The organism is Enterococcus sp. DIV2419, from assembly GCF_051711865.1.
In the GTDB taxonomy this organism is placed as follows: domain Bacteria; phylum Bacillota; class Bacilli; order Lactobacillales; family Enterococcaceae; genus Enterococcus; species Enterococcus faecalis.
In genome coordinates this window covers 1,005,730-1,028,834 of sequence record NZ_JBIONS010000001.1, presented here as the reverse complement: position 1 = coordinate 1,028,834, position 23,105 = coordinate 1,005,730, and the positions used below count along the sequence as shown (strand labels likewise).

General features: G+C 37.8%; 26 protein-coding genes. 3 read left to right on the top strand and 23 right to left on the bottom strand.

Features of this window, described 5'->3' with window-relative positions:
* Positions 1-11: 11 nt before the first annotated feature.
* The 7 genes from sufC to IGI97_RS04860 all read right to left on the bottom strand — a co-directional run bounded on the left by sufC (position 12) and on the right by IGI97_RS04860 (position 5,885).
* On the bottom strand, positions 12-782 hold the full coding sequence (sufC, locus tag IGI97_RS04890) for a Fe-S cluster assembly ATPase SufC (RefSeq protein WP_002356763.1): 771 nt from the start codon (positions 780-782) through the stop codon (positions 12-14).
* A 369-nt stretch (positions 783-1,151) separates the two neighbouring features.
* The gene (gene frr / locus IGI97_RS04885) at positions 1,152-1,709 is read right to left on the bottom strand and encodes a ribosome recycling factor (RefSeq protein ID WP_002356762.1); all 558 of its coding nucleotides are present in this window, start codon (positions 1,707-1,709) and stop codon (positions 1,152-1,154) included.
* Positions 1,710-1,712: 3 nt separating this feature from the next.
* Complete coding sequence (gene pyrH / locus IGI97_RS04880; RefSeq protein ID WP_002356761.1) at positions 1,713-2,435, bottom strand: UMP kinase; 723 nt, start codon at positions 2,433-2,435, stop codon at positions 1,713-1,715.
* Positions 2,436-2,695: 260 nt separating this feature from the next.
* Complete coding sequence (gene tsf, locus IGI97_RS04875; RefSeq protein ID WP_002356760.1) at positions 2,696-3,577, bottom strand: translation elongation factor Ts; 882 nt, start codon at positions 3,575-3,577, stop codon at positions 2,696-2,698.
* Positions 3,578-3,682: 105 nt separating this feature from the next.
* Positions 3,683-4,468: a 30S ribosomal protein S2 gene (rpsB, locus tag IGI97_RS04870; RefSeq protein ID WP_002356759.1), complete on the bottom strand. Its 786-nt coding sequence runs from the start codon at positions 4,466-4,468 to the stop codon at positions 3,683-3,685.
* 183 nt (positions 4,469-4,651) lie between these two features.
* On the bottom strand, positions 4,652-5,089 hold the full coding sequence (locus tag IGI97_RS04865; RefSeq protein WP_002367049.1) for a GNAT family N-acetyltransferase: 438 nt from the start codon (positions 5,087-5,089) through the stop codon (positions 4,652-4,654).
* A gap of 19 nt (positions 5,090-5,108) precedes the next feature.
* The gene (locus IGI97_RS04860) at positions 5,109-5,885 is read right to left on the bottom strand and encodes a TrmH family RNA methyltransferase (protein ID WP_002356757.1); all 777 of its coding nucleotides are present in this window, start codon (positions 5,883-5,885) and stop codon (positions 5,109-5,111) included.
* Between the two features lie 106 nt (positions 5,886-5,991).
* On the opposite strand from IGI97_RS04860, the gene IGI97_RS04855 reads away from it, so the two are divergent.
* Entirely contained in the window at positions 5,992-6,267 is a 276-nt protein-coding gene (locus IGI97_RS04855; RefSeq protein ID WP_002356756.1) for an acylphosphatase, read from the top strand.
* 166 nt (positions 6,268-6,433) lie between these two features.
* Complete coding sequence (yidC, locus tag IGI97_RS04850) at positions 6,434-7,366, top strand: membrane protein insertase YidC (RefSeq protein WP_002384232.1); 933 nt, start codon at positions 6,434-6,436, stop codon at positions 7,364-7,366.
* Between the two features lie 33 nt (positions 7,367-7,399).
* Here yidC and IGI97_RS04845 read toward each other — a convergent pair whose 3' ends face one another.
* From IGI97_RS04845 to IGI97_RS04790, 12 genes are all read right to left on the bottom strand, one after another.
* A complete protein-coding gene (locus tag IGI97_RS04845) occupies positions 7,400-7,591 on the bottom strand; it encodes a DNA-directed RNA polymerase subunit alpha C-terminal domain-containing protein (protein WP_002356753.1) in 192 nt (63 codons plus the stop codon).
* Between the two features lie 39 nt (positions 7,592-7,630).
* Complete coding sequence (gene glyS, locus IGI97_RS04840) at positions 7,631-9,715, bottom strand: glycine--tRNA ligase subunit beta (RefSeq protein WP_438738089.1); 2,085 nt, start codon at positions 9,713-9,715, stop codon at positions 7,631-7,633.
* A 1-nt stretch (position 9,716) separates the two neighbouring features.
* Positions 9,717-10,625, bottom strand: a complete 909-nt coding sequence (gene glyQ, locus IGI97_RS04835) for a glycine--tRNA ligase subunit alpha (protein ID WP_002379669.1) — start codon at positions 10,623-10,625, stop codon at positions 9,717-9,719.
* 520 nt (positions 10,626-11,145) lie between these two features.
* Positions 11,146-11,940, bottom strand: coding sequence for a DNA repair protein RecO (recO, locus tag IGI97_RS04830; RefSeq protein WP_002374343.1), 795 nt, complete (start codon positions 11,938-11,940; stop codon positions 11,146-11,148).
* Between the two features lie 82 nt (positions 11,941-12,022).
* Complete coding sequence (gene era / locus IGI97_RS04825; protein ID WP_002359745.1) at positions 12,023-12,925, bottom strand: GTPase Era; 903 nt, start codon at positions 12,923-12,925, stop codon at positions 12,023-12,025.
* Between the two features lie 13 nt (positions 12,926-12,938).
* Entirely contained in the window at positions 12,939-13,340 is a 402-nt protein-coding gene (locus tag IGI97_RS04820) for a diacylglycerol kinase family protein (protein ID WP_002382764.1), read from the bottom strand.
* On the bottom strand, positions 13,324-13,803 hold the full coding sequence (ybeY, locus tag IGI97_RS04815; protein ID WP_002356745.1) for an rRNA maturation RNase YbeY: 480 nt from the start codon (positions 13,801-13,803) through the stop codon (positions 13,324-13,326). Before ybeY ends, IGI97_RS04820 begins: the two co-directional genes overlap by 17 nt.
* Entirely contained in the window at positions 13,803-16,001 is a 2,199-nt protein-coding gene (locus tag IGI97_RS04810; protein WP_002356744.1) for an HD family phosphohydrolase, read from the bottom strand. Before IGI97_RS04810 ends, ybeY begins: the two co-directional genes overlap by 1 nt.
* 28 nt (positions 16,002-16,029) lie before the next feature.
* Positions 16,030-17,052: a PhoH family protein gene (locus tag IGI97_RS04805; protein WP_002356743.1), complete on the bottom strand. Its 1,023-nt coding sequence runs from the start codon at positions 17,050-17,052 to the stop codon at positions 16,030-16,032.
* 134 nt (positions 17,053-17,186) lie between these two features.
* Positions 17,187-17,636: a GatB/YqeY domain-containing protein gene (locus tag IGI97_RS04800; RefSeq protein WP_002356741.1), complete on the bottom strand. Its 450-nt coding sequence runs from the start codon at positions 17,634-17,636 to the stop codon at positions 17,187-17,189.
* A 25-nt stretch (positions 17,637-17,661) separates the two neighbouring features.
* Positions 17,662-17,838 (bottom strand): 30S ribosomal protein S21, encoded by a 177-nt coding sequence (rpsU, locus tag IGI97_RS04795; RefSeq protein ID WP_002356740.1) that lies wholly within the window; start codon positions 17,836-17,838, stop codon positions 17,662-17,664.
* A 165-nt stretch (positions 17,839-18,003) separates the two neighbouring features.
* Positions 18,004-18,444 (bottom strand): Fur family transcriptional regulator, encoded by a 441-nt coding sequence (locus IGI97_RS04790; RefSeq protein ID WP_163327375.1) that lies wholly within the window; start codon positions 18,442-18,444, stop codon positions 18,004-18,006.
* 98 nt (positions 18,445-18,542) lie between these two features.
* Between IGI97_RS04790 and IGI97_RS04785 the strand changes: the two genes are divergently transcribed.
* Entirely contained in the window at positions 18,543-19,400 is an 858-nt protein-coding gene (locus tag IGI97_RS04785) for a pyruvate, water dikinase regulatory protein (RefSeq protein ID WP_002389973.1), read from the top strand.
* 43 nt (positions 19,401-19,443) lie between these two features.
* Here the strand turns inward: IGI97_RS04785 and thrB are convergent, their stop codons facing one another.
* The 4 genes from thrB to IGI97_RS04765 are packed head-to-tail and all read right to left on the bottom strand — an operon-like array spanning position 19,444 to position 23,014.
* Positions 19,444-20,307 (bottom strand): homoserine kinase, encoded by an 864-nt coding sequence (thrB, locus tag IGI97_RS04780; RefSeq protein WP_010709745.1) that lies wholly within the window; start codon positions 20,305-20,307, stop codon positions 19,444-19,446.
* The gene (gene thrC / locus IGI97_RS04775; RefSeq protein ID WP_002356733.1) at positions 20,304-21,359 is read right to left on the bottom strand and encodes a threonine synthase; all 1,056 of its coding nucleotides are present in this window, start codon (positions 21,357-21,359) and stop codon (positions 20,304-20,306) included. The genes thrB and thrC overlap by 4 nt, the downstream gene beginning before the upstream one ends.
* A 2-nt stretch (positions 21,360-21,361) precedes the next feature.
* Positions 21,362-22,654, bottom strand: coding sequence for a homoserine dehydrogenase (locus IGI97_RS04770; RefSeq protein ID WP_002359742.1), 1,293 nt, complete (start codon positions 22,652-22,654; stop codon positions 21,362-21,364).
* A 51-nt stretch (positions 22,655-22,705) separates the two neighbouring features.
* Positions 22,706-23,014 (bottom strand): ArsR/SmtB family transcription factor, encoded by a 309-nt coding sequence (locus tag IGI97_RS04765; RefSeq protein WP_002356730.1) that lies wholly within the window; start codon positions 23,012-23,014, stop codon positions 22,706-22,708.
* Positions 23,015-23,105 lie beyond the last annotated feature (91 nt).

The window sequence follows — 23,105 nt, the reverse complement described above, 5'->3', positions numbered from 1 at the left end:
TCTTGTCCTCCTTACGCTTCTTCTTTGTAATCAATACCTAATTCTTGGCTGATACCAGCATAGCCTTCTGTTTCTAAACGTTTTGCCAAATCAGCCCCACCGGTTTTCACAACGCGGCCTTCCATCATGATATGAACAACATCTGGCGTGATATAGTTCAATAAGCGTTGATAATGGGTAATAATTAACGCACCAAAGTTCTCGCCGCGCATTTCATTAACCCCTTTAGAAACTACTTTTAACGCATCGATATCTAAGCCTGAATCAATTTCATCTAAAATGGCAAACGTAGGCTCTAACATCAATAATTGTAAAATTTCATTTCGTTTTTTTTCGCCGCCAGAAAACCCTTCGTTTAAGTAACGCTCAGCCATTTCTTCAGGCATATTTAATAATTCCATTTTGCTATCTAATTTTTTTAAGAACTGCATGACTGACATTTTGTTGTCTTCGTCACGTTTTGCATTGATTGCTGCACGCATGAATTCAGCATTGGTAATCCCTGGAATTTCACTTGGGTATTGCATTGCTAAGAATAAGCCTAGGCGAGCGCGTTCGTCTACTTCTAAATCTAAAACGTTGACGCCGTCAAATAGAATTTCTCCTTCTGTGACTTCATAGTTAGGATTTCCCATAATTGCTGCTGATAAAGTAGATTTACCAGTCCCATTAGGTCCCATAATTGCATGGATTTCTCCAGTATTAATTGTTAAATCGACCCCTTTTAGAATCTTTTTATCTTCAATTGATACGTGTAAATTTTTGATTTCTAACACAGACATGTACAATTCCCTCCAACTTGTTTTAATCGTTTTTCCGTTCTCACTCATTTTAGCCTAATTGAGAATGAATCGCAAATTACAATTGCTAAAAATAACAACTCTTATCATCAAATTTTAGGATTCAATTTGTGAAGGAAAATTTTAAAAGGCTGATATTTCAAAGTTTCTCTATATTTTTAAGTGATCCTCCCTACACAAAGAAAAAAATTCTGGTAGAATAAAAAAATTTATTAAAGAAAGCGTTTTCTTAAATAATTACTTTAGAATGACTTTCGCAAAGAGAGCGTTGAGATACGCCTTCATCATCTATACAAAAAAATCCAGAGCATTTGCTTCTCTGGATTCAATAATTTTTATTAGTGATTGGTTTTATACTTCTAAAAGTTCTTGTTCTTTTTCAGCAGTAATCGCATCGATATTTTTGATGCTATCATCTGTTAATTTTTGAACATCTTTTTCAAATGAACGTAATTCATCTTCGGTGATGTCGCCATTTTTTTGAGCTTTTTTCAACTCATCCATTGCATCACGACGAACGTTACGGACAGCAACTTTTGAGTTTTCCGCTTCTTTTTTCACGTCTTTGGCTAATTCTTTCCGACGTTCTTCCGTTAATTGTGGAATCACTAAACGGATGACATTTCCATCATTGGTTGGGCTAATGCCGATATCACTCATTTGAATAGCTTTTTCAATGTCAGCGATAGAATTTTTGTCAAACGGTGTAATCATTAATACACGTGCTTCTGGGATATTGATACTTGCTAATTGGTTAACTGGTGTTGGTGCACCATAATATTCTACTTGAATACGGTCTAATAGACTTGCGTTCGCACGACCAGCACGAATTTGACCTAATTCACGGCGTAAGCTTTCTTCCGCTTTTGTCATTTTTTCTTTGGCTGTTGCTAAAACTTCTTTAGACATTCTTTATTTCCCCCTTACAGTTGTTCCGATATTTTCACCAAGGATGGCACGACGGATATTTCCTGCTTCATTTAGGTTAAAGACAACTAAAGGAATATCGTTATCCATACTTAATGAGCTTGCTGTTGAATCCATTACTTGTAGCCCTTTAGAAATAACATCTAAATGTGTTAGTTCTTCAAATTTTGTCGCTGTTTCATCCACACGTGGATCCGCAGAATAAACACCATCAACATTGTTCTTCGCCATTAAGATGACGTCCGCATCTACTTCTGCAGCTCGTAACGCAGCCGTTGTATCTGTCGAGAAGTAAGGATTTCCTGTTCCTCCGGCAAAAATAACAACGCGGCCTTTTTCTAAATGACGTTCTGCACGACGACGAATGTATGGTTCTGCAATTTGACGCATTTCAATTGATGTTTGAACACGTGTAGGCACACCAAGATTTTCTAATGTATCTTGCAATGCTAAGGCATTCATCACAGTAGCTAACATGCCCATATAATCTGCTTGTGCACGTTCCATGCCCATTTGAGCACCAATTTGTCCACGCCAGATGTTTCCGCCGCCAACCACGATGGCCATTTCGATACCTAATTCATGGACCTCTTTAATTTCTTGGACGATTTCTTTAATGACTGGTGGTTTAATGCCAAAACCGTCTTCTCCGGCTAGCGCTTCTCCACTTAACTTTAATACGACACGTTGATACTTAGGTTTAACCATCATAATTCCCTCCAAGATTCTCTAAAAATCATTCAATTCCTCATTTAGATGACTTTTCACCAAAATGATTTTTTAGACCAAGCAGTGCGATCCACTGGTTTTGCCTAAAAAAAGGGAGCGCATATCAAAGTTATGCGTTCCCAAATGGCTGAAAGACTGCCTTGAATCAAGCAGTAATCAATTTATGCAGCTTCCTTTGGGGATCGCTGTCTGTTTAGATACTTATGATTCACGGCTTTTCAACCGAGCGTTTGATGCTCTTAGTTTTTCATTTGGCTCATTACTTCATCCGCAAAGTTATCTTCACGTTTTTCGATACCTTCGCCAACTTCAAAACGTACGAATGATTTTACTTCGCCGCCTTTAGAAGCAACAAATTTTTCGACAGTCATATCTGGATCTTTAACAAATGGTTGGTCAACCAAAGCGATTTCTGCTTTGAATTTTTGTAGACGACCAACAACCATTTTTTCAACGATATTTGCTGGTTTACCTTCGTTTAATGCTTGTTCAGTTAACACAGCTTTTTCGTGTTCTAATTCTTCTTGAGGAATTTGAGATTCGTTGACATAGCGAGGGTTGATTGCCGCGATGTGCATAGCAACATCTTTCGCTACTTCTTCGTCAGTTGTGCCATCGATAACTGTTAATACAGCAATACGGCCACCCATGTGTAAGTAAGCGCCAAATGCAGCATTGTCAGCTTTTTCGACAACTTCAAAACGACGGAAGCTGATTTTTTCACCGATAACAGTTGTTGCTTCGATTAAATCAGATTCGATTGTGCCTTTTTCAGTTTTAATAGCCATTGCTTCTTCCATCGTAGCTGGTTTGTTTTCAGCAACTTTAGTCGCAATATCTTTAACTAAATCTTGGAACATTTCGTTTTTAGAAACGAAGTCAGTTTCTGAGTTTACTTCAACGATTGCTGCAACGTTACCTACAGTTGCTACGTTTGCTAAACCTTCAGCCGCAATGCGGTCATTTTTCTTCGCTGCTTTAGCCATACCATTTTCACGTAAAAAGTCTACGGCTTTTTCCATGTCGCCTTCTACTTTTACTAATGCTTTTTTAGCGTCCATCATTCCAACGCCAGTCATATCGCGTAATTCTTTTACCATTTTAGCTGTAACGTCTGCCATTATTTGTGTCCTCCTCGGATATTATCAATTCTTTTTAAAAAAGCTATCTCAAAGGAGAATCAGGCTTTTTGTCGCCTAGCCTTTGAGACAGCTCCGTAATCATTATTATTCAGCTGATTCGTTGTTTCCTTCAACAACATCAACGATTTCTTCGATTGAAGTTGCTTCTGGTGTTTCTTCAACGAATAACTCTTCAGTTGCTTGGTCTTCCCCTTGGTTACCTTCGATGAAAGCGTCAGCCATTTTAGCAGTGATTAATTTCACAGCGCGGATTGCATCATCATTTGAAGGGATTACAACATCGATCTCATCAGGATCACAGTTTGTATCAACCATTGCAACGATAGGAATGTTTAATTTGTGTGCTTCTTGAACAGCAATGCGTTCTTTACGTGGGTCAACGATGTACATTACATCTGGAATTCTTGGCATATCAGCGATACCACCTAAGAATTTTTCTAAACGTTCACGTTCTTTGTTTAAGCCAGCAACTTCTTTCTTAGGTAAAACTTCGAAAGTGCCGTCTTCTTCCATTGCATTGATTTTTTTCAAGCGAGCAATACGTTTTTGGATTGTATCCCAGTTAGTTAACGTACCACCTAACCAACGATGGTTTACATAGTATTGACCAGCGCGGATTGCTTCATCTTTGATTGCTTCTTGTGCTTGTTTTTTAGTTCCTACGAATAAAGCAACGCCGCCTTCTTCTGCAACGTTTTTCATGTAATCGTAAGCTGCATCTACTAATTTCACTGTTTTTTGTAAGTCAATGATGTAGATACCGTTTCTTTCTGTGAAGATATATTTCTTCATTTTTGGGTTCCAGCGACGAGTTTGGTGACCAAAGTGTACGCCGGCTTCTAGTAATTGTTTCATAGAAATTACTGCCATGTTGTGTTTCCTCCAGTTTGGTTTTTATTTTCCTCTTCTTTTCGTCAACTCCTTGAAGAACTACCGTAGTAGCACCACTTCGCAGATGGAAAAGAATGTGGATTTCGTGTGTGAAAATCACACCTTTAACAGTATAAGATATTTTCAGAAAAATAGCAAGCCTTAAAACTAGAAATGTCGCTCCTACTGCGCTTGCCAAACAAGATGACATTCTTCGTTTCCCGTTTCATCGATGGTTCGCTTTTGTTGGACAAAGCCTTGTTTTTGATAAAAGGCATAAGCTGCTTGATTTTTCCTGTAAACAGCCAAAGATAAGAGGTCCTGTTCTTCTTTTGCTACTTGCAGTAATTTCTGACCGATGCCCTTCCCTTGAAACGCTTTTTTTATAAAAATTCCTGCGATATAGTTATCCATTAAGCCTAAAAACCCAATTATCTGACCCTCTTCTTCCGCTAAGATCAGTGTTGCTTTTGGCAACGCAGCGCGGACAAATGCCTTATTTTCTTGCCAATAAGTTGGTGCGACAAATGGATGAGCTTCTAGATTCGTTTGCAGCCAAATAGCCATAATGGTTTCTAATTCTTTTTCTGTTAACTGGGTTGTCTTTTTGATAGTCAGCATTTTTTGACACTCGTTTCTGTTATTGATTATTTTCAAAATAAAACATTAACACGCCTGCTGCGATAGCGACATTCAATGATTCTGCTTGACCTTTCATTGGAATATAAAGATTTTTCGTGGTTTCTGCTAACAATTCTGGCGAAACTCCACTACCTTCATTGCCTAAAATCAACGCATAATTTTCCACTGCCTCTTGTTCATAATAAGCAATCGCAGCTTCATTTAATTCTGTACCGAAAACTGGTAGTCCTTGCTTCTTGAATGCCTGAACCACTTCAGTCAACTCTCGTTGGAGAACTGGTAAATGATAGTGACTTCCCTGCATTGAGCGCAACACTTTTGTATTGTAAATATCTGCTGTGCCTTTACCTAAAATCACGCCTGCTAAACCTGCTGCATCAGCTGTGCGAATCATCGTACCAACATTGCCAGGGTCTTGGATATTATCTAAAAGTAACCAACCACCTTTAAAAGAAAGCGACTGCTCTTGTTGCGTTTCCAAGGTGACAATTGCCAAAATTCCTTGTGAAGTTGGCAGCTCCGACAAACTATTTAAAACCTCATCACTTACAAAAATTAATTTTTCTGTTTCTTGTTCAGCTAACCAAGTTCCCCATTCTTGTTGACCTCTTTGGTTAAACAAAATCCACTGGACATCGGCATTGGCCTTCACAGCTTCTTCAACTAAATGAAATCCTTCTATTATATATTGGTTCAGTTCTTCTCGGTACTTCTTTTTGTGTAATTTTTTCCATTCTTTTAATTGGTTATTTTTCGTTGATGTAATTTCTTTCATAAGTCACCTCGCCTTTGTATTATAGCATGCTTCTAGCTTGCTTGGATACTTGCTAGAACCAAGAAAAATCGCTATCATAAAGAAAAAAGCAAAGGAAGTGTCTCTCATGGAAAAACTAAGAATGAATGTACAAGGACGTGTCCAAGGTGTTGGCTTCCGCTACATGACAAAAATGGTGGCAGATCAATTAGGTGTCACTGGTTCGGTGAAGAACGAAGACGACGGGTCCGTTTCAATTACAGCAATTGCACCTGAAGACATAATGGAAACATTTATCAAAAAAATCAAAGATTCCCCCAGTCCGGCGGGACGTGTAACGTATGTTGATATTCAAGAAGACCCTTTGTTAGAAGAAACGGAACAATTTAAAGTGATTCAATAAACTTACTTTCTAACGATTGATTTCTTTGGGAAGAAGCCTTGAACAGCAAGTAGTTCCTGCTTTTTATTGATTTTTGTAAGAGCTTCTTTTCGATTTTGATTGAAAAAGAGCGCTGTTTCAAGTATAGTTAACCATGTAAAAATTTTTTAGAAAAGGACCGAATTACATGCGTAAATTAAACCGATGGCTTTACGGCTCTGGCTTACTATTTTTAGTAATGTTTTTATCAGGCTGTGTGAAAACAGGAGCAGATGGACAACCAACTGGTGAAGGTTTTGTCTATAACTTCCTTGTTTTACCGATGAGTAATGCAATTACTTATCTTGTCGATAACTTTAATTGGAACTATGGTTGGGCGATTATTTTTATCACCATTATTGTACGGATCATTATTTTACCGTTAGGCTTACATCAATCGAAAAAAAGCTTTATCCAAACGGAAAAAATGCAAGCAATCAAACCCCAAGTGGATGTTGCACAAGCAAAAATGAAACAAGCAAGTACGCGTGAAGAACAAATGGCCGCACAAGCAGAACTACAAAAGATTTATAAAGAAAACAATGTGAGTATGGTTGGCGGAATTGGTTGTTTGCCTTTATTAATTCAAATGCCTATTTTCTCTTCTCTGTTCTTTGCTGCTCGTTATACAAAAGGTATTGCCACGGCAAGCTTCTTAGGAATGAATTTAGGGCAACCAAATATGATTTTAGTGGCATTAGCTGGTTTAGCCTATTTAGCTCAAGGCTATATTTCAATGATTGGTATTCCTGAAGAACAAAAGAAAACAATGAAATCAATGCTGATTGTTTCACCATTAATGATTGTTTTCATGTCCTTTAGCTCACCTGCAGGCGTAGCGCTTTACTGGGTAGTTGGTGGTATTTTCACATGTATTCAATCTGCCATCACAAATATCCTCTTACGTCCAAGAATTAAAAAACAAGTACAAGAAGAATTGAAAAATAACCCACCAAAACAAGTGGTTACTCCTATTAAGGATGTGACACCAAAAGAAACAAACAAAGCAACGCAAAAAACGAACCAACCAAAAGCAAACGGCAATAAAGGTCGCAATGCTGGAAAACAAAAACGTAAATAAAAAAAGGATCGCCTCTAAACGGCGATCCTTTTTTTACTTCAATTCTTTCCCAGTCATCTCTTCAATAGTTCGAATAGACTTTGGACCAAAGCCATGCAACGAAAGTAACGCTTTTCGGCCTCGTGCGTAGAGTTCATCCACACTGTCGATTTTTTCATTCGTTAGCGCACGAACAGCTGGCTTTGATAATTGTGTTAAAATTTGTTCAAATGTTGTTTCTAGCATGCTGTCGGTTCCTCCTTAGCGGTCGAAAAGCAGCGCTTTTTATTTTACAATTAATAAATCTAAGCTAGCAATTGATAACGCCATTTTAGCAATTTGCATTAATTGTTTTAATCGGTTTTGTTTGACTTTTTCATCCTCAACCATAACCATCGTTTCATTGAAGTACGCATCAATTAACGGACGTAGATTTACTAGTGCTTCATAGTTTTCTGCAATCGTGCGTGTCGCAAATGCTTCAGATAAATCGTTAACCGCTTGATACAGTTCTTTTTCTGCCTTATTTTCAAACAGACTTGGATCAATCCCTTCTTCAGTATCACCTAAAAGTTCTTGACCTTTTTTCGCTAGATTAATAACACGCGTTAAGGCTTCCATTGATGGTTTAAAATCTTGATCTTCAAAACGGCTTTTTAAAATATTCGCTGAAGCAAATAATTTCGATAAATCGGCTTGCTCAGCAGACACCACTGCATCGATAATGTCATGGCGAACATTTTTCGTCATTAATAATTGACGTAAGCGAGCTTTCACAAATTCAACGACTTCTGCTTGTCCTTCGTTTAGTAAAACGCCATATTTCTCAACATCTTGATTCACTGCTTCATCAACTTCTGTTTGTAATTGAACTAATGGGAAGGTCCAGCCTTTATCTTCAATAATTCGGATAACGCCATAGGTTTGACGACGAAGTGCATAAGGATCGTTAGAACCTGTTGGAATCATACCAACTGAGAAGAATGAAAAGACGCTGTCAAGCTTATCGGCTAAGGCTAAAACAGCCCCGATTGCTGTTTCTGGCAATTCACCTTCACTGGAAGTTGGTAGATAATGTTCTCGAATCGCCGTTGCTACGGCTGGTTTTTCGCCTTGTAATAAGGCATATTTTTCTCCCATAATTCCTTGTAATTCTGGGAATTCACCAACCATATTTGTTACTAAGTCAAATTTATAAATTTCAGAGGCACGTTTTAAATCTTCCAATTCCTCCTCAGATAAGCCAACTTTTCGACCAATGATTTGTGCAATTAAAGCAACCCGTTGCATTTTTTCATAAATTGAACCAATCTTTTCATGGAAAGTCACATTTTTTAGTTTTTCAACACATGCTTCAATCGTTAATTTTTTATCTTCATTGTAAAAGAATTCTGCATCTTCTAAACGAGCAATTAACACTTTTTCATTTCCTTTAATCACGTTTTCAAGGTGAACATTATCCCCATTGCGAACAGCGATAAAATGCGGCATTAATAAGCCTTGGTCGTTACGAACTTCAAAGTAACGTTGGTGTTCTTTCATAGAAGTCACTAATACTTCATCTGGAACAGATAAATATTTTTCATCAAAACTGCCTACAAATGCAGTTGGATATTCCACTAAATTCGTAACTTCTTCCAATAACTCTTCATCTAAAGCTAACTGCCAATTTTTTTCTGCAGCGAGTGCGTTCGCTTGATCAACAATCATTTGTTTCCGTTTATTCGGTTGAACCACTACAAATTGTTCTTTTAATTTTGCTTCATATTCATTAGCATGTTGGAACGTCACATCGTCTCCCAAGAAACGGTGGCCACGAGAAGTTTGCCCTGTCGTCACGTCTAACACGTTGAAAGGAATTACTTCATCATCAAGTAGTGCCACAATCCAGTGAATTGGACGAATATATTCGAAATCATAGTTTGCCCAGTGCATTGTTACCGGGAAAGTTAGACTTGTAATCACGTCATTTAATTTTGTTAATACCTCTTTGGCACTTTGGCCTTTGGTAAACTTCGTCACATAGACATATTCGACACCATTTAATTCTTTGAAAACAATGTCCTCAGTTGTAACTCCTTGGCCGCGTACAAAACCTTGTGCAGCTTTTGACCAATTTCCTTCAGCATCTAAAGCAATCTTTTTCGCTGGACCCTTTACTTCTTCTTCAACATCTGCTTGTTTTTCAGGAATCGCAGTTACTTTCACGGCTAAACGACGAGGTGTGGCAAAGGATTGCACTGTTTCATAGTCTAAATGATGTTCATCTAAAAATTTGATTACTTTTTCTTCAAGTTGGATACGGCTTGGTGTGACAACATGTGCGGGCATTTCTTCTAAGCCAATTTCTAATAATAAATCTTTTGCCATGTTATTCTGCCTCCTTGGATACACTTTGATCTTTATTTAATAATGGGAACCCTAATTTTTCACGTTCAGCCACAAAAATTTTCGCTACGGAACGAGCCATATTCCGAATGCGGGCTAAATATCCTGCACGTTCCGTTACAGAGACAGCACCGCGAGCATCTAATAAATTGAATGTATGGCTACATTTTAAAATATAATCATAGGCTGGATGAACTAAACTTTCTTCAATACAGCGTTTAGCTTCTTTTTCAAATTTGTCAAAGTTTTCTAAAAGCATTTCTTGGTTACTAATTTCAAAGGAATATTTTGAATGTTCATATTCAGGTTGCACAAAAATTTCACCATATTTAACGCCTTGTGTCCATTCTAAATCATAGACACTTTCGACTTCTTGGATATATGATGCTAAGCGTTCTAACCCGTAAGTAATTTCAGAAGTGACAGGATGACATTGTAAGCCGCCAACTTGTTGGAAATACGTAAATTGGGTAATTTCCATGCCATCTAACCAAACTTCCCAACCTAAACCAGCACAGCCCATTGAAGGATTTTCCCAGTTATCTTCTACAAAACGAATGTCATGTTCTAATGGATCAATTCCTAATAATTTCAAACTTTCTAGATAAAGTTCTTGGATATTTTCAGGAGAAGGCTTCATTACAACTTGGAATTGATGATGTTGGTATAGACGGTTTGGATTTTCACCATAGCGTCCATCAGCTGGACGACGAGAAGGTTCTACGTAGGCAGCATTCCATGGTTCAGGTCCAATGGCACGTAAAAACGTGTAAGGACTCATGGTGCCGGCTCCCTTTTCTGTATCATAGGCTTGCATTAACATACAGCCATTAGATGACCAAAATTTTTGCAAGGTTAAAATCATTTCTTGTACGGTTAACTTGTTTTTCATTGTTTTCCTCCTTGGAATATTTTTTATAGACATAGGGATTGACTTTGCTTCGGGAATGTAAATTTAAAAAGGGCTACAGAAAAACAATTTTGTAGAATGGGATAATTTTTATGCTGTTATAACGTTCCACATCTACTCCATGTTTTTGGCTAAGCAGTTTGTTTTAACATAGAGGAGACAACGTTCCCTTTGGTCACCTTGTACTGTTCCACATCTGCTCTGACACTTTGTGTCAGTCGCAGTGAGGAACATGCAAAAAGTCCCCATGCCTATTAATAGACATAGGGACGAATAATTATCGCGGTTCCACCCTACTTCCGATGTGTTCATCGGCAGCTTCGTTTGTCGTACTCCAAAGTGCCTTTCAAAAGTTCCGTGTTTCTGGCTCCCACTCTCCCAGATTCGCTTAACAGAGGGTTCTTTTTACTTCTCTTTTTCTTCGTACGTATTTAACTTCTCTATCATAATACGGTGTCTGAGGGAAGTTGTCAAATTTTTTTTTAGAAAAACGTCTGCTTGTTTATGTTTCTTTTTCTTCCTTCTTTCGTGGTGGAATTTTTAACGTATTTTCCCACGTTTTCATTTGATCAATAAATTTTTTGCTTTTTAAGTGCAACCCGACATATTCATCGTATAACATATCAATCGTTTCTCGAATACTTTTCTTAGTTTCTTCTTTTACTTGAATGTTTTGGACTTTTTCATAGGAGACTTGCGAAAATAAGCGAATAAAATGAATCGCTCTAGGATCTGCATGGTAGCGCTGTTCATCTAAATGCCAATGTTTTTCACAAAGCACACCGCTATACTTTGAAGAGTAGTCAAATTTCCCTTGTGTTTCGCCACAAGCCACACAATGATGCCATTCTGGTCGTACACCAAACCGTTCTAACAATTGAATTTCAAAAATATTTGTAATGATTTCCGGATCTTTTTGCTCATTTAAAGCGGATAATGCCATGTGGGTAAATTGAAATAAGTTCGGATCATAGTGCTGATCTTCAATTGCTGCATCGACTAAGTTTAAAATATATGTTCCATATGCGTTAATAAATATGTCTTGTTGAATGTTTCGAAAAGGTTGAACTTCTTTGCTGCTATTGAGAAAAGATAAGCCTTCTTCTCTAAAATTTCCGATGTAGACGGCTTCTGTAAATGGCAGAATCGCTGGCAAAAGAGGATTATTTTTTCGATGCGCGCCTTTCACAAAAAACATCAATTTTCCATAGGATTCTGTAAAAATTTTGACGAGTTTATCCTTCTCTTTAAAATCCTTCGTAAATAAAATAATGCCTTTGGTCTCCCCTAATGCCATTCAATTCACTTCCATTTCTTATGTAAATTAGTGTAGTGTTTGGGAAGTTCGTTTATACACTCGCTTCTCAAACACTACTTTCTTAATATTCTTCTTTGCGATAACCAAAATCTTGTAAATAGATTTTTTTGTCACGCCAGTCTTTTTGGACTTTTACCCACAGCTCCAAATACACTTTGTCATCTAATAAATATTCAATATCTTGACGCGCCTTGGTACCAATTTGTTTCAGCATTTTTCCGCCTTTGCCAATGATGATGCCTTTTTGACTGTCCCGTTCTACAATAATGGTTGCTTGGACATGGACTTTATCGTTTTCATCCCGTTTCATTGAGTCCACAACGACAGCGACAGAATGAGGAATCTCATCTCTTGTTAAAAGTAACACCTTTTCACGAATTAATTCAGAAACGATAAAATATTCTGGATGATCCGTAATTTGGTCATCAGGGAAATATTGTGGTCCTTCTGGCATTTGCTCAACGAGAACATCCATTAAATGCTCAAAATTATTTCCTTCCGTGGCAGAAATTGGAATAATTTCTTTAAAGTCCATTTGTTTCGAATAGTCTTCAATAATACTCAATAAATCATCTGGATGGACTTTGTCAATTTTATTAATAATCAAGTAGACTGGACTATTATTATTTTTCAATCGTTCAATAATAAAGTCGTCACCTTTCCCGCGTTTTTGATCAGCACTTACCATAAATAAAGTAGCATCTACTTCACGCATCGCATTGTAGGCACTTTCCACCATGAAATCGCCTAAGCGGTGTTTAGGTTTGTGAATCCCTGGAGTATCGATAAAAACAATTTGTGCTTCAGGAATTGTATAAATTCCTTGAATCTTATTACGAGTTGTTTGTGCTTTGTCACTCATAATTGCAATTTTTTGGCCGACAATTCGATTTAACAATGTTGATTTTCCAACATTTGGTCTGCCGACAATGGCTACGAAACCAGATTTATGTTCAGTTGTCATTGTATTTCTCCTCTTATTTCCACATTTGAATGATTTGTAAAATTTTTGGTACAAATAGAATTAGTCCTACTAGCACTGCGAAACCGGCTGTTAATAAAACAGCTCCTGCGGCCATGTCTTTAACCTTTTTTCCGATTGGATGAAAGTGAAAATCCGTAAACATATCTACGACATTTTCAAAAATTGTGTTGATAATTTCTGCCAACCAGACAAGAAAAACGGCCAATAACAACCACAGCCATTCAGCAAGTGTTAAAGAAAACAAGAAACCAAACACAATGGCCGTGACACCAAACGCCACATGTTTGCGCATATTACGTTCTTCTCGAAAAACTGTTTTGATTCCTTGCCAAGCAAATTCTAATGAATTAATAAAATGTTTATTTTTTCCTGTTTGCTCATCTTTTAAGGCCATACGCATCTAAAATCTCTTTCTGTAAACCAAACATTTCTTTTTCATCTTCAGGTTCCATATGATCGTACCCATTCAAATGTAAAAAGCCATGTACTGCCAAAAAGCCCATTTCTCGTTCCAATGTGTGCCCATATTCAACTGCTTGTTCTGCTGCTCGCTCTGTTGAAATAATTAAATCACCTAGATTACGTGGTAGCTCTGCCAACTCTTCATCATCAAAAATAATTGGCAATTCGTCTTCCCCTTCATCCTCTAAAGCAAAACTGATGACATCTGTAGGCATATCTTTGCCCCGATAGTCACGATTAATCACTTGGATACCTGCGTTATCTGTAAAAGTCACCGACATCTCCGTATCTTCGGCAATTTCTAGAAAACCCGCTGCAAATTGCAGCAAGTTTTCGATTTCTTTGATTTCTTCTGTTGGTACTTTCTCGGTTTCATCAATGAAAGTAATATCCATTAGTCATCTCTCTTTTCTTGTTCATCTTTCATTTCTTCTGCTTCAGCTTTCATTTTTGGATACTTAATCCGTGAATGGAAGGTACTGCACAATCCATTAATTAATGATTTTTCAATGATGCGAATCTCTTTCATCGTTAACCCGCATTCATCTAATTGGCCATCTGAAATTCTATCTTGAATCACATTATGCACAAAGGCTTGAATTTTTTCGTTGGTGGGATGATCCATCGCCCGCACAGCAGCCTCACAGGTATCAGCAATACTCACAATCCCTGCTTCTCGTGTTTGTGGACGTGGCCCAGGATAACGGAAGTCGGATTCTTTAATTTCAGGATTGCGTTCTTTTGCTTTCACATAGAAAAATTTCATCAATGTTGTGCCATGATGTTGTCGACAAATGTCAATCACCATTTGCGGCATATTGTACTCTTCTAAAATTTTGGCGCCATCAATTACGTGGCCAAAAATAATTTGTTTACTATCTTCTGGTAATAAAAAGTTATGTGGATTTTCTGCACCAGCAGGTAAGTTTTCCACAAAGAAATTGGCGTGTTTAATTTTACCAATGTCATGGTAATAACAAGCAACTCGTGTTAATAGCGACCGCCCGCCAATCTCAGCAACAGCGTTAGCGCTCAAACTAGCCACCATCATGCTATGATGATAGGTACCTGGCGCTTCTTCTAACAGTTGTTTTAACAACGGATGGTTCGGATTACTTAATTCATTCAAGACAATCATACTATCATCGGTCACTAATAATTCGATATACGGATGCAAGCCCATTGTTGCTAAAAATGAAAGTACCGTTCCTGCACTTGCACAAATTAAAGCTGTCCACGTTTTACCATCTGTTAAACTCATCCCTTGATAAATCATTAAGACAACCGCCATGAAAACAGGAAAGACCACTACCCACATTAAAGCTGGGAAAACTTGCTCACTCATCCGTTTTCGTTTAACAACTGTTGCTAGAAATCCTGAGAATAAGTACATAATCAGAATAACCGTCAACGAGTTTGTGCCAATAGAATTATAAAAGATAAATAACGCAAAAACGACTTGGAAAATGGCAGCGATTATCCCTGAACGACGATTCACAAAATGATTTAGAATCAGCGGCGCAAAGGCTGCTGGATAGAACAAGGGAATATACATCAACTGCTCTGTTTGGAAAATCTGGAAGAATTTCATTAAAATAACACTGATTAGCATAGCACCCGTGTAAAAGATAATAAACGAGCGTTGTCGCGAAGGCTCAGTCACTTGTTTTGTAAAGAAAATCAACACTTCAACTTGAAGTAAAATAGCTAATGCTAATGCCACCATCGGAAAAATAGACGTATTTTGACTAGTCATTCCTAGTAACTCAAGTTTTTCGACCGCTTTTGCATCAATTTGAGTACCTTCACGAACAATAATTTCGCCTTGATAAATCATTGCGGGTTGAACAGCATTCATCGCTTTTTGGCGTAGCTCTTCTGTTCGTTTTTCATTGGCAATATCGTTTACCACAATCCCTTGGTTAACAATGTAACGAATGACTTGTTGCATGGTACTCGTAATGTCTAAGTATTGAATTTTACCGTTAGCTTCTTGGCGAATTTTATCCAAATCAGATTCTCGAACGTGATTTTGCATTGCGTCATCCACCAACATCAAACTTTCTGAACGAACCTTATCTAATTGCTCAGAGGTTAATGTAAAGATTGTTTGATAAAAAACATTAGGAAAACTTTGATAAAACGTAACTTCATCTTGCGGTAAAGATTCAAACAATGACTTTAAGCTAGCTACTCGTTCTTCCACGGTCGGCGCAGGAATCGTTTCTTCCTTTTTGGCCTTTGCTTGCTTATTGCTGTACTCTTTGTCTACTTTTTCATTCGCAGAATCAATCAATTTAAATAATTTATCAATACGATTATGTTGGACAGATGCCGTATCTTCTTGATAAATATATTCGGGTGTGACAGCTTCTGCTGCCAATTTTTTTCTTTGTTCTGTTTCGTAGGTATTCTCGATATTTTTATTTGCACGAATGGTTTTCTCGGCCAGTTGACCTTCTTTAATTTCTACTCTTTTCTGATGGACACTGCCAAACATAATCATAAATAAAAGAAGAGAAAAAACGGCTAATAAAATAGGTAAATAGGCTTTACCTAAACGATCCCCTAACTTTGTAAGTACTTTTTTCAAAAGGTACTTTCACTCCTTCCCTAACTGCTTAGGAATGCTTTTGTTGTTCTTTTTCATAGGCTTGAATAATTTGTGCTACAACCGGATGACGCACAACGTCACTGGCTTCAAAATTTACAAAGGCAATTTTTTCAATGTCTTTTAACGTACGCTCGGCGTTAACTAAACCACTTGTTACACCACGTGGCAAGTCAATCTGACTAGTATCTCCATTAACAATCATTTTTGAACTAAACCCTAAACGAGTTAAAAACATTTTCATTTGGGCAACCGTGGTATTTTGTGCTTCATCTAGAATGACAAAAGCATCATCCAATGTACGACCACGCATATAAGCAAGCGGGGCAATTTCAATAACGCCGCGTTCCATTAAACGATTTGTATGATCCATACCAAAAATTTGATACAAGGCATCGTAAACTGGACGTAAATAAGGATCGACTTTTTCTTTTAAGTCACCTGGTAAAAAGCCCAAGCTTTCGCCAGCTTCCACCGCTGGACGAGTTAAAATAATTTTTTGTACTTCGCCTTTTTTCAAGGCTGCTACTGCCATCACCACGGCTAAAAAGGTTTTTCCTGTCCCCGCAGGCCCCACCCCGAAAATGACGTCATGAGTTTTAACTGCATCGATATATTTTTTTTGACCAACATTCTTAATTCGGATGGCCCGACCATGATGGTCCTTCATAATTTCTTCTTCATACATGGCAATAAACGCCTCTAAATTTCCAGCTTTGGCCATTTTTAAAGCAGAAACGACATCTGGCGTATGCACTTTGATGCCTCGTTGAATTAATGTTTGTAGCGCTCTTAACACGGAAGCGACTAACTCTACCTCTGATGATTCGCCAATTAACTGAATAACTTCGCCACGACTATTAATCGTTACGTGGGTATTCTCTTCTAAAAATTTGATATGTTTATCATGTGTTCCTAAAAGCATGTGTGCATCATCAGAATCAGTAAGTATTAATTCCAAAGATTTTGACTGATTATCTGTCAAAAAACGTCCATCTCCTTTATTATATAGTCCTTTACAATGATACCACATTCTTATCTGTTTAAAAAGAAGTCGTACCTGATTTGACTTTGAAAGTCAAAAAAGAGAAAACCGTAAAAAGCTACCGGTTTTCTCTTTGTATAAAAAAACTAGGACAGTATCCTGTCCTAGTTTCGATAACGCTCTTAGTTTTCTTGTAATAATTCTTTCACAATTGCGTTAACTTGGTTGCCATCGGCTTTGCCTTTGACTTTCGGCATCATAGCGCCCATCACTTTACCAAAATCTTTTGGTGAAGTGGCGCCAGTTTGCGTCATTACCTCTTGAACTAGTTGACGAATTTCTTCCTCCGTTAGTTGTTGAGGCATATATTTTTCAACAATTGCTATTTCAACTTTTACTTTTTCAACAAGATCGTCGCGTCCCGCCTTTTCAAACTCTGATAAAGAATCTTTTCTCTGTTTCATCTCACGAGACAATACAGTGAGTTCTTCTTCTCCGTTCAATTCACGGCCCGCTTTAATCTGATCATTTTGAATGGCAGTCTTTAACATACGAAGTACGGCTAAAGTTTCTTTGTCTTTAGCTTTCATCGCTGTTTTAATGTCGTCATTCAATGTGGTTAGCAATGACATACCACCAACTCCAATTCATTCAAAACTAGAATTTTTTACGTTTTCTAGCTGCTTCAGATTTTTTCTTACGCTTTACACTTGGTTTTTCGTAGAATTCACGTTTACGTGATTCTTGTAAAGTACCCGCTTTTGAAACGGAACGTTTGAAGCGACGAAGAGCATCATCAAGAGATTCGTTTTTACGAACGACTGTTTTTGACATGTAATTCCCTCCCTCCGAGCTTAAAAAGTAACCGTTTTTCTTATTTGTGGGAAAAACCCACAAATTAAAATACTGTCCTTGTTATATTATAGCTAAAGCATAAATAACCGTCAACCACTCTACTGATAAAATACGAAATTTTTGTTTGATTTTTCGTCTTATTCGCTATTTTTCACAACAATCGGCACAACGACCAAGTATTTCAAAGCGATGTCCTTCAATTGAACAACCTTTTAACTGTTCTTCAAAAAAATTCATCGGACACATGTGAATTTCTTCCGTTTTGCCACAAACCGTACAAATAAAGTGATGATGATGTTCCACCTCTTGGCAACAACGGAAGCGAAACTTTTGTTCGCCATTTAATTCTGTTTTTTCTAGCAATTCTAAGCGCTCAAAGTCATGCAAGTTACGATAAACCGTATCATAACTGACTCCTTTAAAGGTTTCATTCATAAATTCATACACTTCACGTGCAGAAACATACCGATTTCGCTTAATCAAATAGCTCATCAGTAATTCTCGTTTTTTAGTATATTTTAATCCACTGGCTTTCATGGTTTCTAAGGCTTGTTCAATATTGGTTTTTACTGGTGTCATCGCCATTTCCTCCCTCACCAACCTAAATCAGAATCATTACGAAATAGATTCTGGACTTATGGTATAATAAAATTATTAAAAATGCAAGAAAGGACTTACCCTCTATGACTATTTCTGAAGAAAAAAAATGTGTGACGATTTTTGTCATCTCAGATTCTGCTGGCGAGACCGCTTCAAAATTGGCGGCTGCTTCAATGGCCCAGTACCCAACTGTTGATTTTACTTTGATTAGACGAACATTCGTTAAAGACGAAGATAAACTGGTGCAAGCGTTAGAAGATGCCAAAAAAGCAGAAGCCATGGTACTGCATACTATTATTAATGATCATCTCGTGGCGATTGCTAATCAATTTTTCAATGAGCATCAATTGTTCCATTTTGATATTTTGACACCACCAGTTGCGGAAATCGAACGATTAACAGGTGTCGCACCCATGCGGGAACCAGGTGCCTTACATCATCTGAATGAAAATTATTTTAAACGAATTGAAGCAATGGAATTTGCTGTCAAATATGACGATGGCAAGGACCCACGAGGCTTTTTAGAAGCGGATGTGTTACTTCTTGGCGTTTCCCGAACTTCTAAAACACCGCTAAGTCTCTTTTTAGCCAACAAGAACTTAAAAGTTGCTAATTTGCCACTAATTCCTGAAGCACATTTACCGAAACAATTATTCGAAATGGACCCTAAAAAAATTGTTGGCTTAACCAATGATCCCAATGTTTTAAACGGGATTCGTAAAGAACGAATGCGCGCATATGGATTACCTGAAAATACTTCTTATTCAGATATTGAAAAAATTCGGCGAGAACTGGCTTTTGCAAATGATCTTTATCAAAAATTAGGTTGTATCGTTATTGATGTCGCTTCTCTTTCAATTGAAGAAACTGCCTCAATGATTCTTAATGCTTTGAACTTAGAAGATCATAGCTATTATTCCACGGAAACAGCCGAGGATTAAAAAAAACGAGAAAAAATCACTAGTGATTTTTTCTCGTTTTTTTTTAAAAGACTTGAACGCCTTCTTGATCAATATTGAAAATTTGGATGCTCGCTTTGGTAGATAATTTCTCCAAACTTTGAACAATTTCGTTGGTTCGTTCTTCTGGCGACAAGATTAGCACAGTTGGACCAGCACCGCTTAAGAAAGAGCCATAAGCACCTCTTTGCTGAGTTAAACGACGAATTTCTTTTAAGTGAGGAACCAATGAACGACGATACGTTTCATGCCATTTATCTTGTTCCATCATTTTGCCTGCTAAAGGTAAATCCCCGTTTAAAATTGCGGCAATCATAACATTGGCAATTGAGCTGGCCGCGACCGCTTCTTTATAAGCCAATTTTTCGGGCAAAACAGCGCGACTTTTTTCGGTAAATAACGGTTCCTCTGGAATAAATGCAATGACATCACACATTGGAAAATGATGTTTGACATGGTAGACTTGGTTTTCTACATGGCTAGCCACCACGAAATCTCCTAAAATAGCAGGGGCAACATTATCCGGATGTCCTTCCATCTCTGTGGCCAAACGAACTTTTTCTTTAGGGGACAAATTTAAATGTGCTAGTCGGTTAGCTAATTCAATGCCTGCTACAATCACACTTGAGCTACTGCCTAGTCCTCTTGCAAGGGGAATGTCAGAAACCATCCGAATAACTTTTGGTGTTAATTCTGGTGCAATTTTCAATGCCGTTTGAATTAATAAATTCTCTTCATTAGTAGGGATCTCTTCTCCCAAAGTATGTTGAATTTCCCAAAATTCACTTTCACCTAAAACGTTGATTGTTAAATAAGCGGATAATGCAATGCCACATGAATCAAAGCCAGGTCCTAAGTTGGCACTAGTGGCAGGTACTCTTATTTTCATAGTGTTGCGACTCCTTTTCGTAAGTGCAGACGCATTTCTTCCACGTCACTCATTTTTGAAATAGCTACTTCTGTCTCCATTGCTGTATCAGGATCTTTCAGTCCGTTACCAGTAAAGACTGCCACGACGGTTTCACCTGCTTTGATTTTACCGCTTTTAACATGTTGAATAACTCCAGCTAATGAAGCAGCCGAACCAGGTTCAATGAAAACCCCATCTTGAGCAGCAATTTTTCGGTAAGCCGTTAAAATTTCTTGATCTGTCACGGCATCAATGAAACCACCCGATTCATCGCGTGCCTGTTCTGCTAATTGCCAACTAGCAGGATTCCCAATCCGGATCGCTGTTGCCACGGTTTCAGGTTGCTCAATCACTTGGCCTTTCACGATTGCTGCGGCACCTTCTGCTTCAAAACCATGCATTCTTGGTAAAGTTGTTCCTTGTTTTTCATGCCATTCTTTAAAGCCTTTCCAGTAAGCGGAAATATTGCCGGCATTTCCAACTGGAATCGCTAAGACATCGGGCGCTTGACCTAATTGTTCACAAACTTCAAAAGCTGCTGTCTTTTGCCCTTCTAAGCGATAAGGATTCACTGAATTAACTAGCGCAACTGCCTCAGTTTTCGCAATCTCTCGCACCGCTTTTAATGCTTCATCAAAGTTACCTGGAATCGAAATAATGTCCGCCCCATACATAATAGCTTGCGCCAATTTTCCCAGTGCGATTTTTCCTTCTGGAATCACTACATACGCTTTAATGCCTGCTCTTGTGGCATACGCAGCAGCGGCGGCACTAGTATTTCCTGTAGAAGCACAAACAATCGCTTTGGCACCTTCTTCTACCGCTTTTGCTACAGCCATCACCATCCCGCGATCTTTGAATGAGCCGGTGGGATTTAAGCCTTCGTATTTTCCATATAATTGAATACCTAATTCTTTGGATAAATTAGGTAAAGGAATCAGTGGCGTATTTCCTTCGGCTAAAGAAATCATTGGTGTTTTTTCTGTTACGGGCAAATACGCTTGATACTGTTTTAACAAACCTTCATACATGTTTACTCATCTCCTATAACCTTCATTACATTTAATAACTGAAAGGCTTCCGTATTTTGAATAGCTATCACAACTTGTTGCATTTGTGCTTTTGATATCTGGTGTGTAATGGCAACAATTCTTGCTCGCTGTCCATCTGATTTCTGTTGAACTAATTGATCAAAGCTGACTTCTGCTTTAGTCATTAATTGCGTCAACTGCAAAAATTGTCCTGGTGTATCTGGAACATCTAACGAAAAATAATACTGCCCAAATACATTTTCGGAACTCGTCAATTGGGTTTTATGTTGATACGAATTGAACATATGGCCAGTCGTTGCCAAGCGAATGTTTTTAGCAATCGTAATTAAATCACTGACAACACTGGTTGCTGTCGGTTTAGCGCCAGCTCCTGGACCGTAATACATTGATTCCCCCACGCCTGCACTTTTTATAAATACTGCATTGTACTCATTCCGAACAGATGCAATAGGATGCTTTTGATTGACTAGCATAGGCGCCACTTCCACCGAGATACTATTCTCATTTTGTTCAGCAGAGCCAATCAATTTGATTTCATACCCCAGTTGTTTAGCCATGGCGACATCATCTAAAGACAATCCGCGAATTCCACGAATATCAACTTGTGGTAATGAAACATTCATCCCAAAAGCAAATTGACTTAAAATAACCATTTTATAGGCTGCGTCAATTCCATCGACATCATTTGTCGGATCCGCTTCAGCAAAGCCCAACGCTTGCGCTTCTGCTAAAGCTTCTTCATAACTTTTATCAGCAGAAACCATTTGCGTAAGCATATAATTCGTCGTACCGTTCACAATCCCTAAAACTTGTTGAATATTGTCTGCCGCTAAGCTATTAGCAATTGTTCTTAAAATAGGAATCCCGCCAGCAACACTTGCTTCGTAATATAAATCACAATGATGTTTTTGGGCTAACGCTACTAATTCACTCCCATGTTGCGCCAGTAAATCTTTATTGGCAGTCACAATATGTTTGCCCTTTTCTAAAGCTTTCATGATATACGTTTTGGCTGGTTCAATGGTTCCCATTAATTCCACAACGATTTGAATCTCTTTATCTTCTAAAATATCATCAATTGAAGTTGTTAAAGAAAGACCGTATTCCTCCGCTTGCGCTTGTTTCGTTTCAAGATTTCGGACAAATGCTTTTTCAATGACTACATTCATTCCTGTCACTTGTGAAATTTTCTCTTGATGTTCTTTCAAGAGAGTTAAAACGCCAGTGCCTACAGTCCCTAATCCTAGTAACCCGATCTTTAAGGTATCCTTCATTTTTACCTCCATCAACAGCGCTATTCTAGTTACGCTATTTTTTCCTACTTTTTATCGATGTTCAATATGCTCAAAGGTCTGATTTAAAATATCTATTACATGATGATCATCCAATGTATAAAAAATCGTTTTTCCTTCGCGACGTGCCTTGACAACCCGGCTATCTCTTAATAATTTTAGTTGATGAGAAACGGCGGACTGTTCCATTCCCAATTGTTCACTAATCGCCGTTACGTTATGTTCGCCTTCTTTTAAAAGTAGCAAAATTCTTAAACGTGTTGGATCACTTAATACTTTATATAATTGACTTACTTGTTTGATTTCTTCCATTTGTTTCATTATAGTCGCCTCACTTTGCACTCATTATAACACAGAGTTTTTTAAAATAAGAACTGCGATTGTTCTTTCCTACGAAAAATATAGCACAAAGAAAGTTGGAAAAATGACAAAC

Coding starts and splice junctions, on each gene's coding strand:
- IGI97_RS04800 (WP_002356741.1), bottom strand. CDS start 17,636: ATGTCATTGCTAACCACATTGAATGACGACATTAAAACAGCGATGAAA.
- IGI97_RS04770 (WP_002359742.1), bottom strand. CDS start 22,654: ATGAAGGATACCTTAAAGATCGGGTTACTAGGATTAGGGACTGTAGGC.
- thrB (WP_010709745.1), bottom strand. CDS start 20,307: ATGAAAATAAGAGTACCTGCCACTAGTGCCAACTTAGGACCTGGCTTT.
- pyrH (WP_002356761.1), bottom strand. CDS start 2,435: ATGGTTAAACCTAAGTATCAACGTGTCGTATTAAAGTTAAGTGGAGAA.
- IGI97_RS04855 (WP_002356756.1), top strand. CDS start 5,992: ATGGAAAAACTAAGAATGAATGTACAAGGACGTGTCCAAGGTGTTGGC.
- frr (WP_002356762.1), bottom strand. CDS start 1,709: ATGTCTAAAGAAGTTTTAGCAACAGCCAAAGAAAAAATGACAAAAGCG.
- IGI97_RS04820 (WP_002382764.1), bottom strand. CDS start 13,340: ATGGCCTTAAAAGATGAGCAAACAGGAAAAAATAAACATTTTATTAAT.
- tsf (WP_002356760.1), bottom strand. CDS start 3,577: ATGGCAGACGTTACAGCTAAAATGGTAAAAGAATTACGCGATATGACT.
- ybeY (WP_002356745.1), bottom strand. CDS start 13,803: ATGGATATTACTTTCATTGATGAAACCGAGAAAGTACCAACAGAAGAA.
- glyQ (WP_002379669.1), bottom strand. CDS start 10,625: ATGAAAAACAAGTTAACCGTACAAGAAATGATTTTAACCTTGCAAAAA.
- glyS (WP_438738089.1), bottom strand. CDS start 9,715: ATGGCAAAAGATTTATTATTAGAAATTGGCTTAGAAGAAATGCCCGCA.
- thrC (WP_002356733.1), bottom strand. CDS start 21,359: ATGTATGAAGGTTTGTTAAAACAGTATCAAGCGTATTTGCCCGTAACA.
- era (WP_002359745.1), bottom strand. CDS start 12,925: ATGACAACTGAACATAAATCTGGTTTCGTAGCCATTGTCGGCAGACCA.
- IGI97_RS04785 (WP_002389973.1), top strand. CDS start 18,543: ATGACTATTTCTGAAGAAAAAAAATGTGTGACGATTTTTGTCATCTCA.
- recO (WP_002374343.1), bottom strand. CDS start 11,940: ATGGCATTAGGGGAGACCAAAGGCATTATTTTATTTACGAAGGATTTT.
- IGI97_RS04865 (WP_002367049.1), bottom strand. CDS start 5,089: ATGCTGACTATCAAAAAGACAACCCAGTTAACAGAAAAAGAATTAGAA.
- IGI97_RS04805 (WP_002356743.1), bottom strand. CDS start 17,052: ATGTGGTATCATTGTAAAGGACTATATAATAAAGGAGATGGACGTTTT.
- sufC (WP_002356763.1), bottom strand. CDS start 782: ATGTCTGTGTTAGAAATCAAAAATTTACACGTATCAATTGAAGATAAA.
- IGI97_RS04845 (WP_002356753.1), bottom strand. CDS start 7,591: ATGCTAGAAACAACATTTGAACAAATTTTAACACAATTATCAAAGCCA.
- rpsB (WP_002356759.1), bottom strand. CDS start 4,468: ATGGCAGTAATTTCTATGAAACAATTACTAGAAGCCGGCGTACACTTT.
- IGI97_RS04790 (WP_163327375.1), bottom strand. CDS start 18,444: ATGGCGATGACACCAGTAAAAACCAATATTGAACAAGCCTTAGAAACC.
- IGI97_RS04860 (WP_002356757.1), bottom strand. CDS start 5,885: ATGAAAGAAATTACATCAACGAAAAATAACCAATTAAAAGAATGGAAA.
- rpsU (WP_002356740.1), bottom strand. CDS start 17,838: ATGTCAAAAACAGTCGTTCGTAAAAACGAATCTCTTGATGATGCTCTT.
- yidC (WP_002384232.1), top strand. CDS start 6,434: ATGCGTAAATTAAACCGATGGCTTTACGGCTCTGGCTTACTATTTTTA.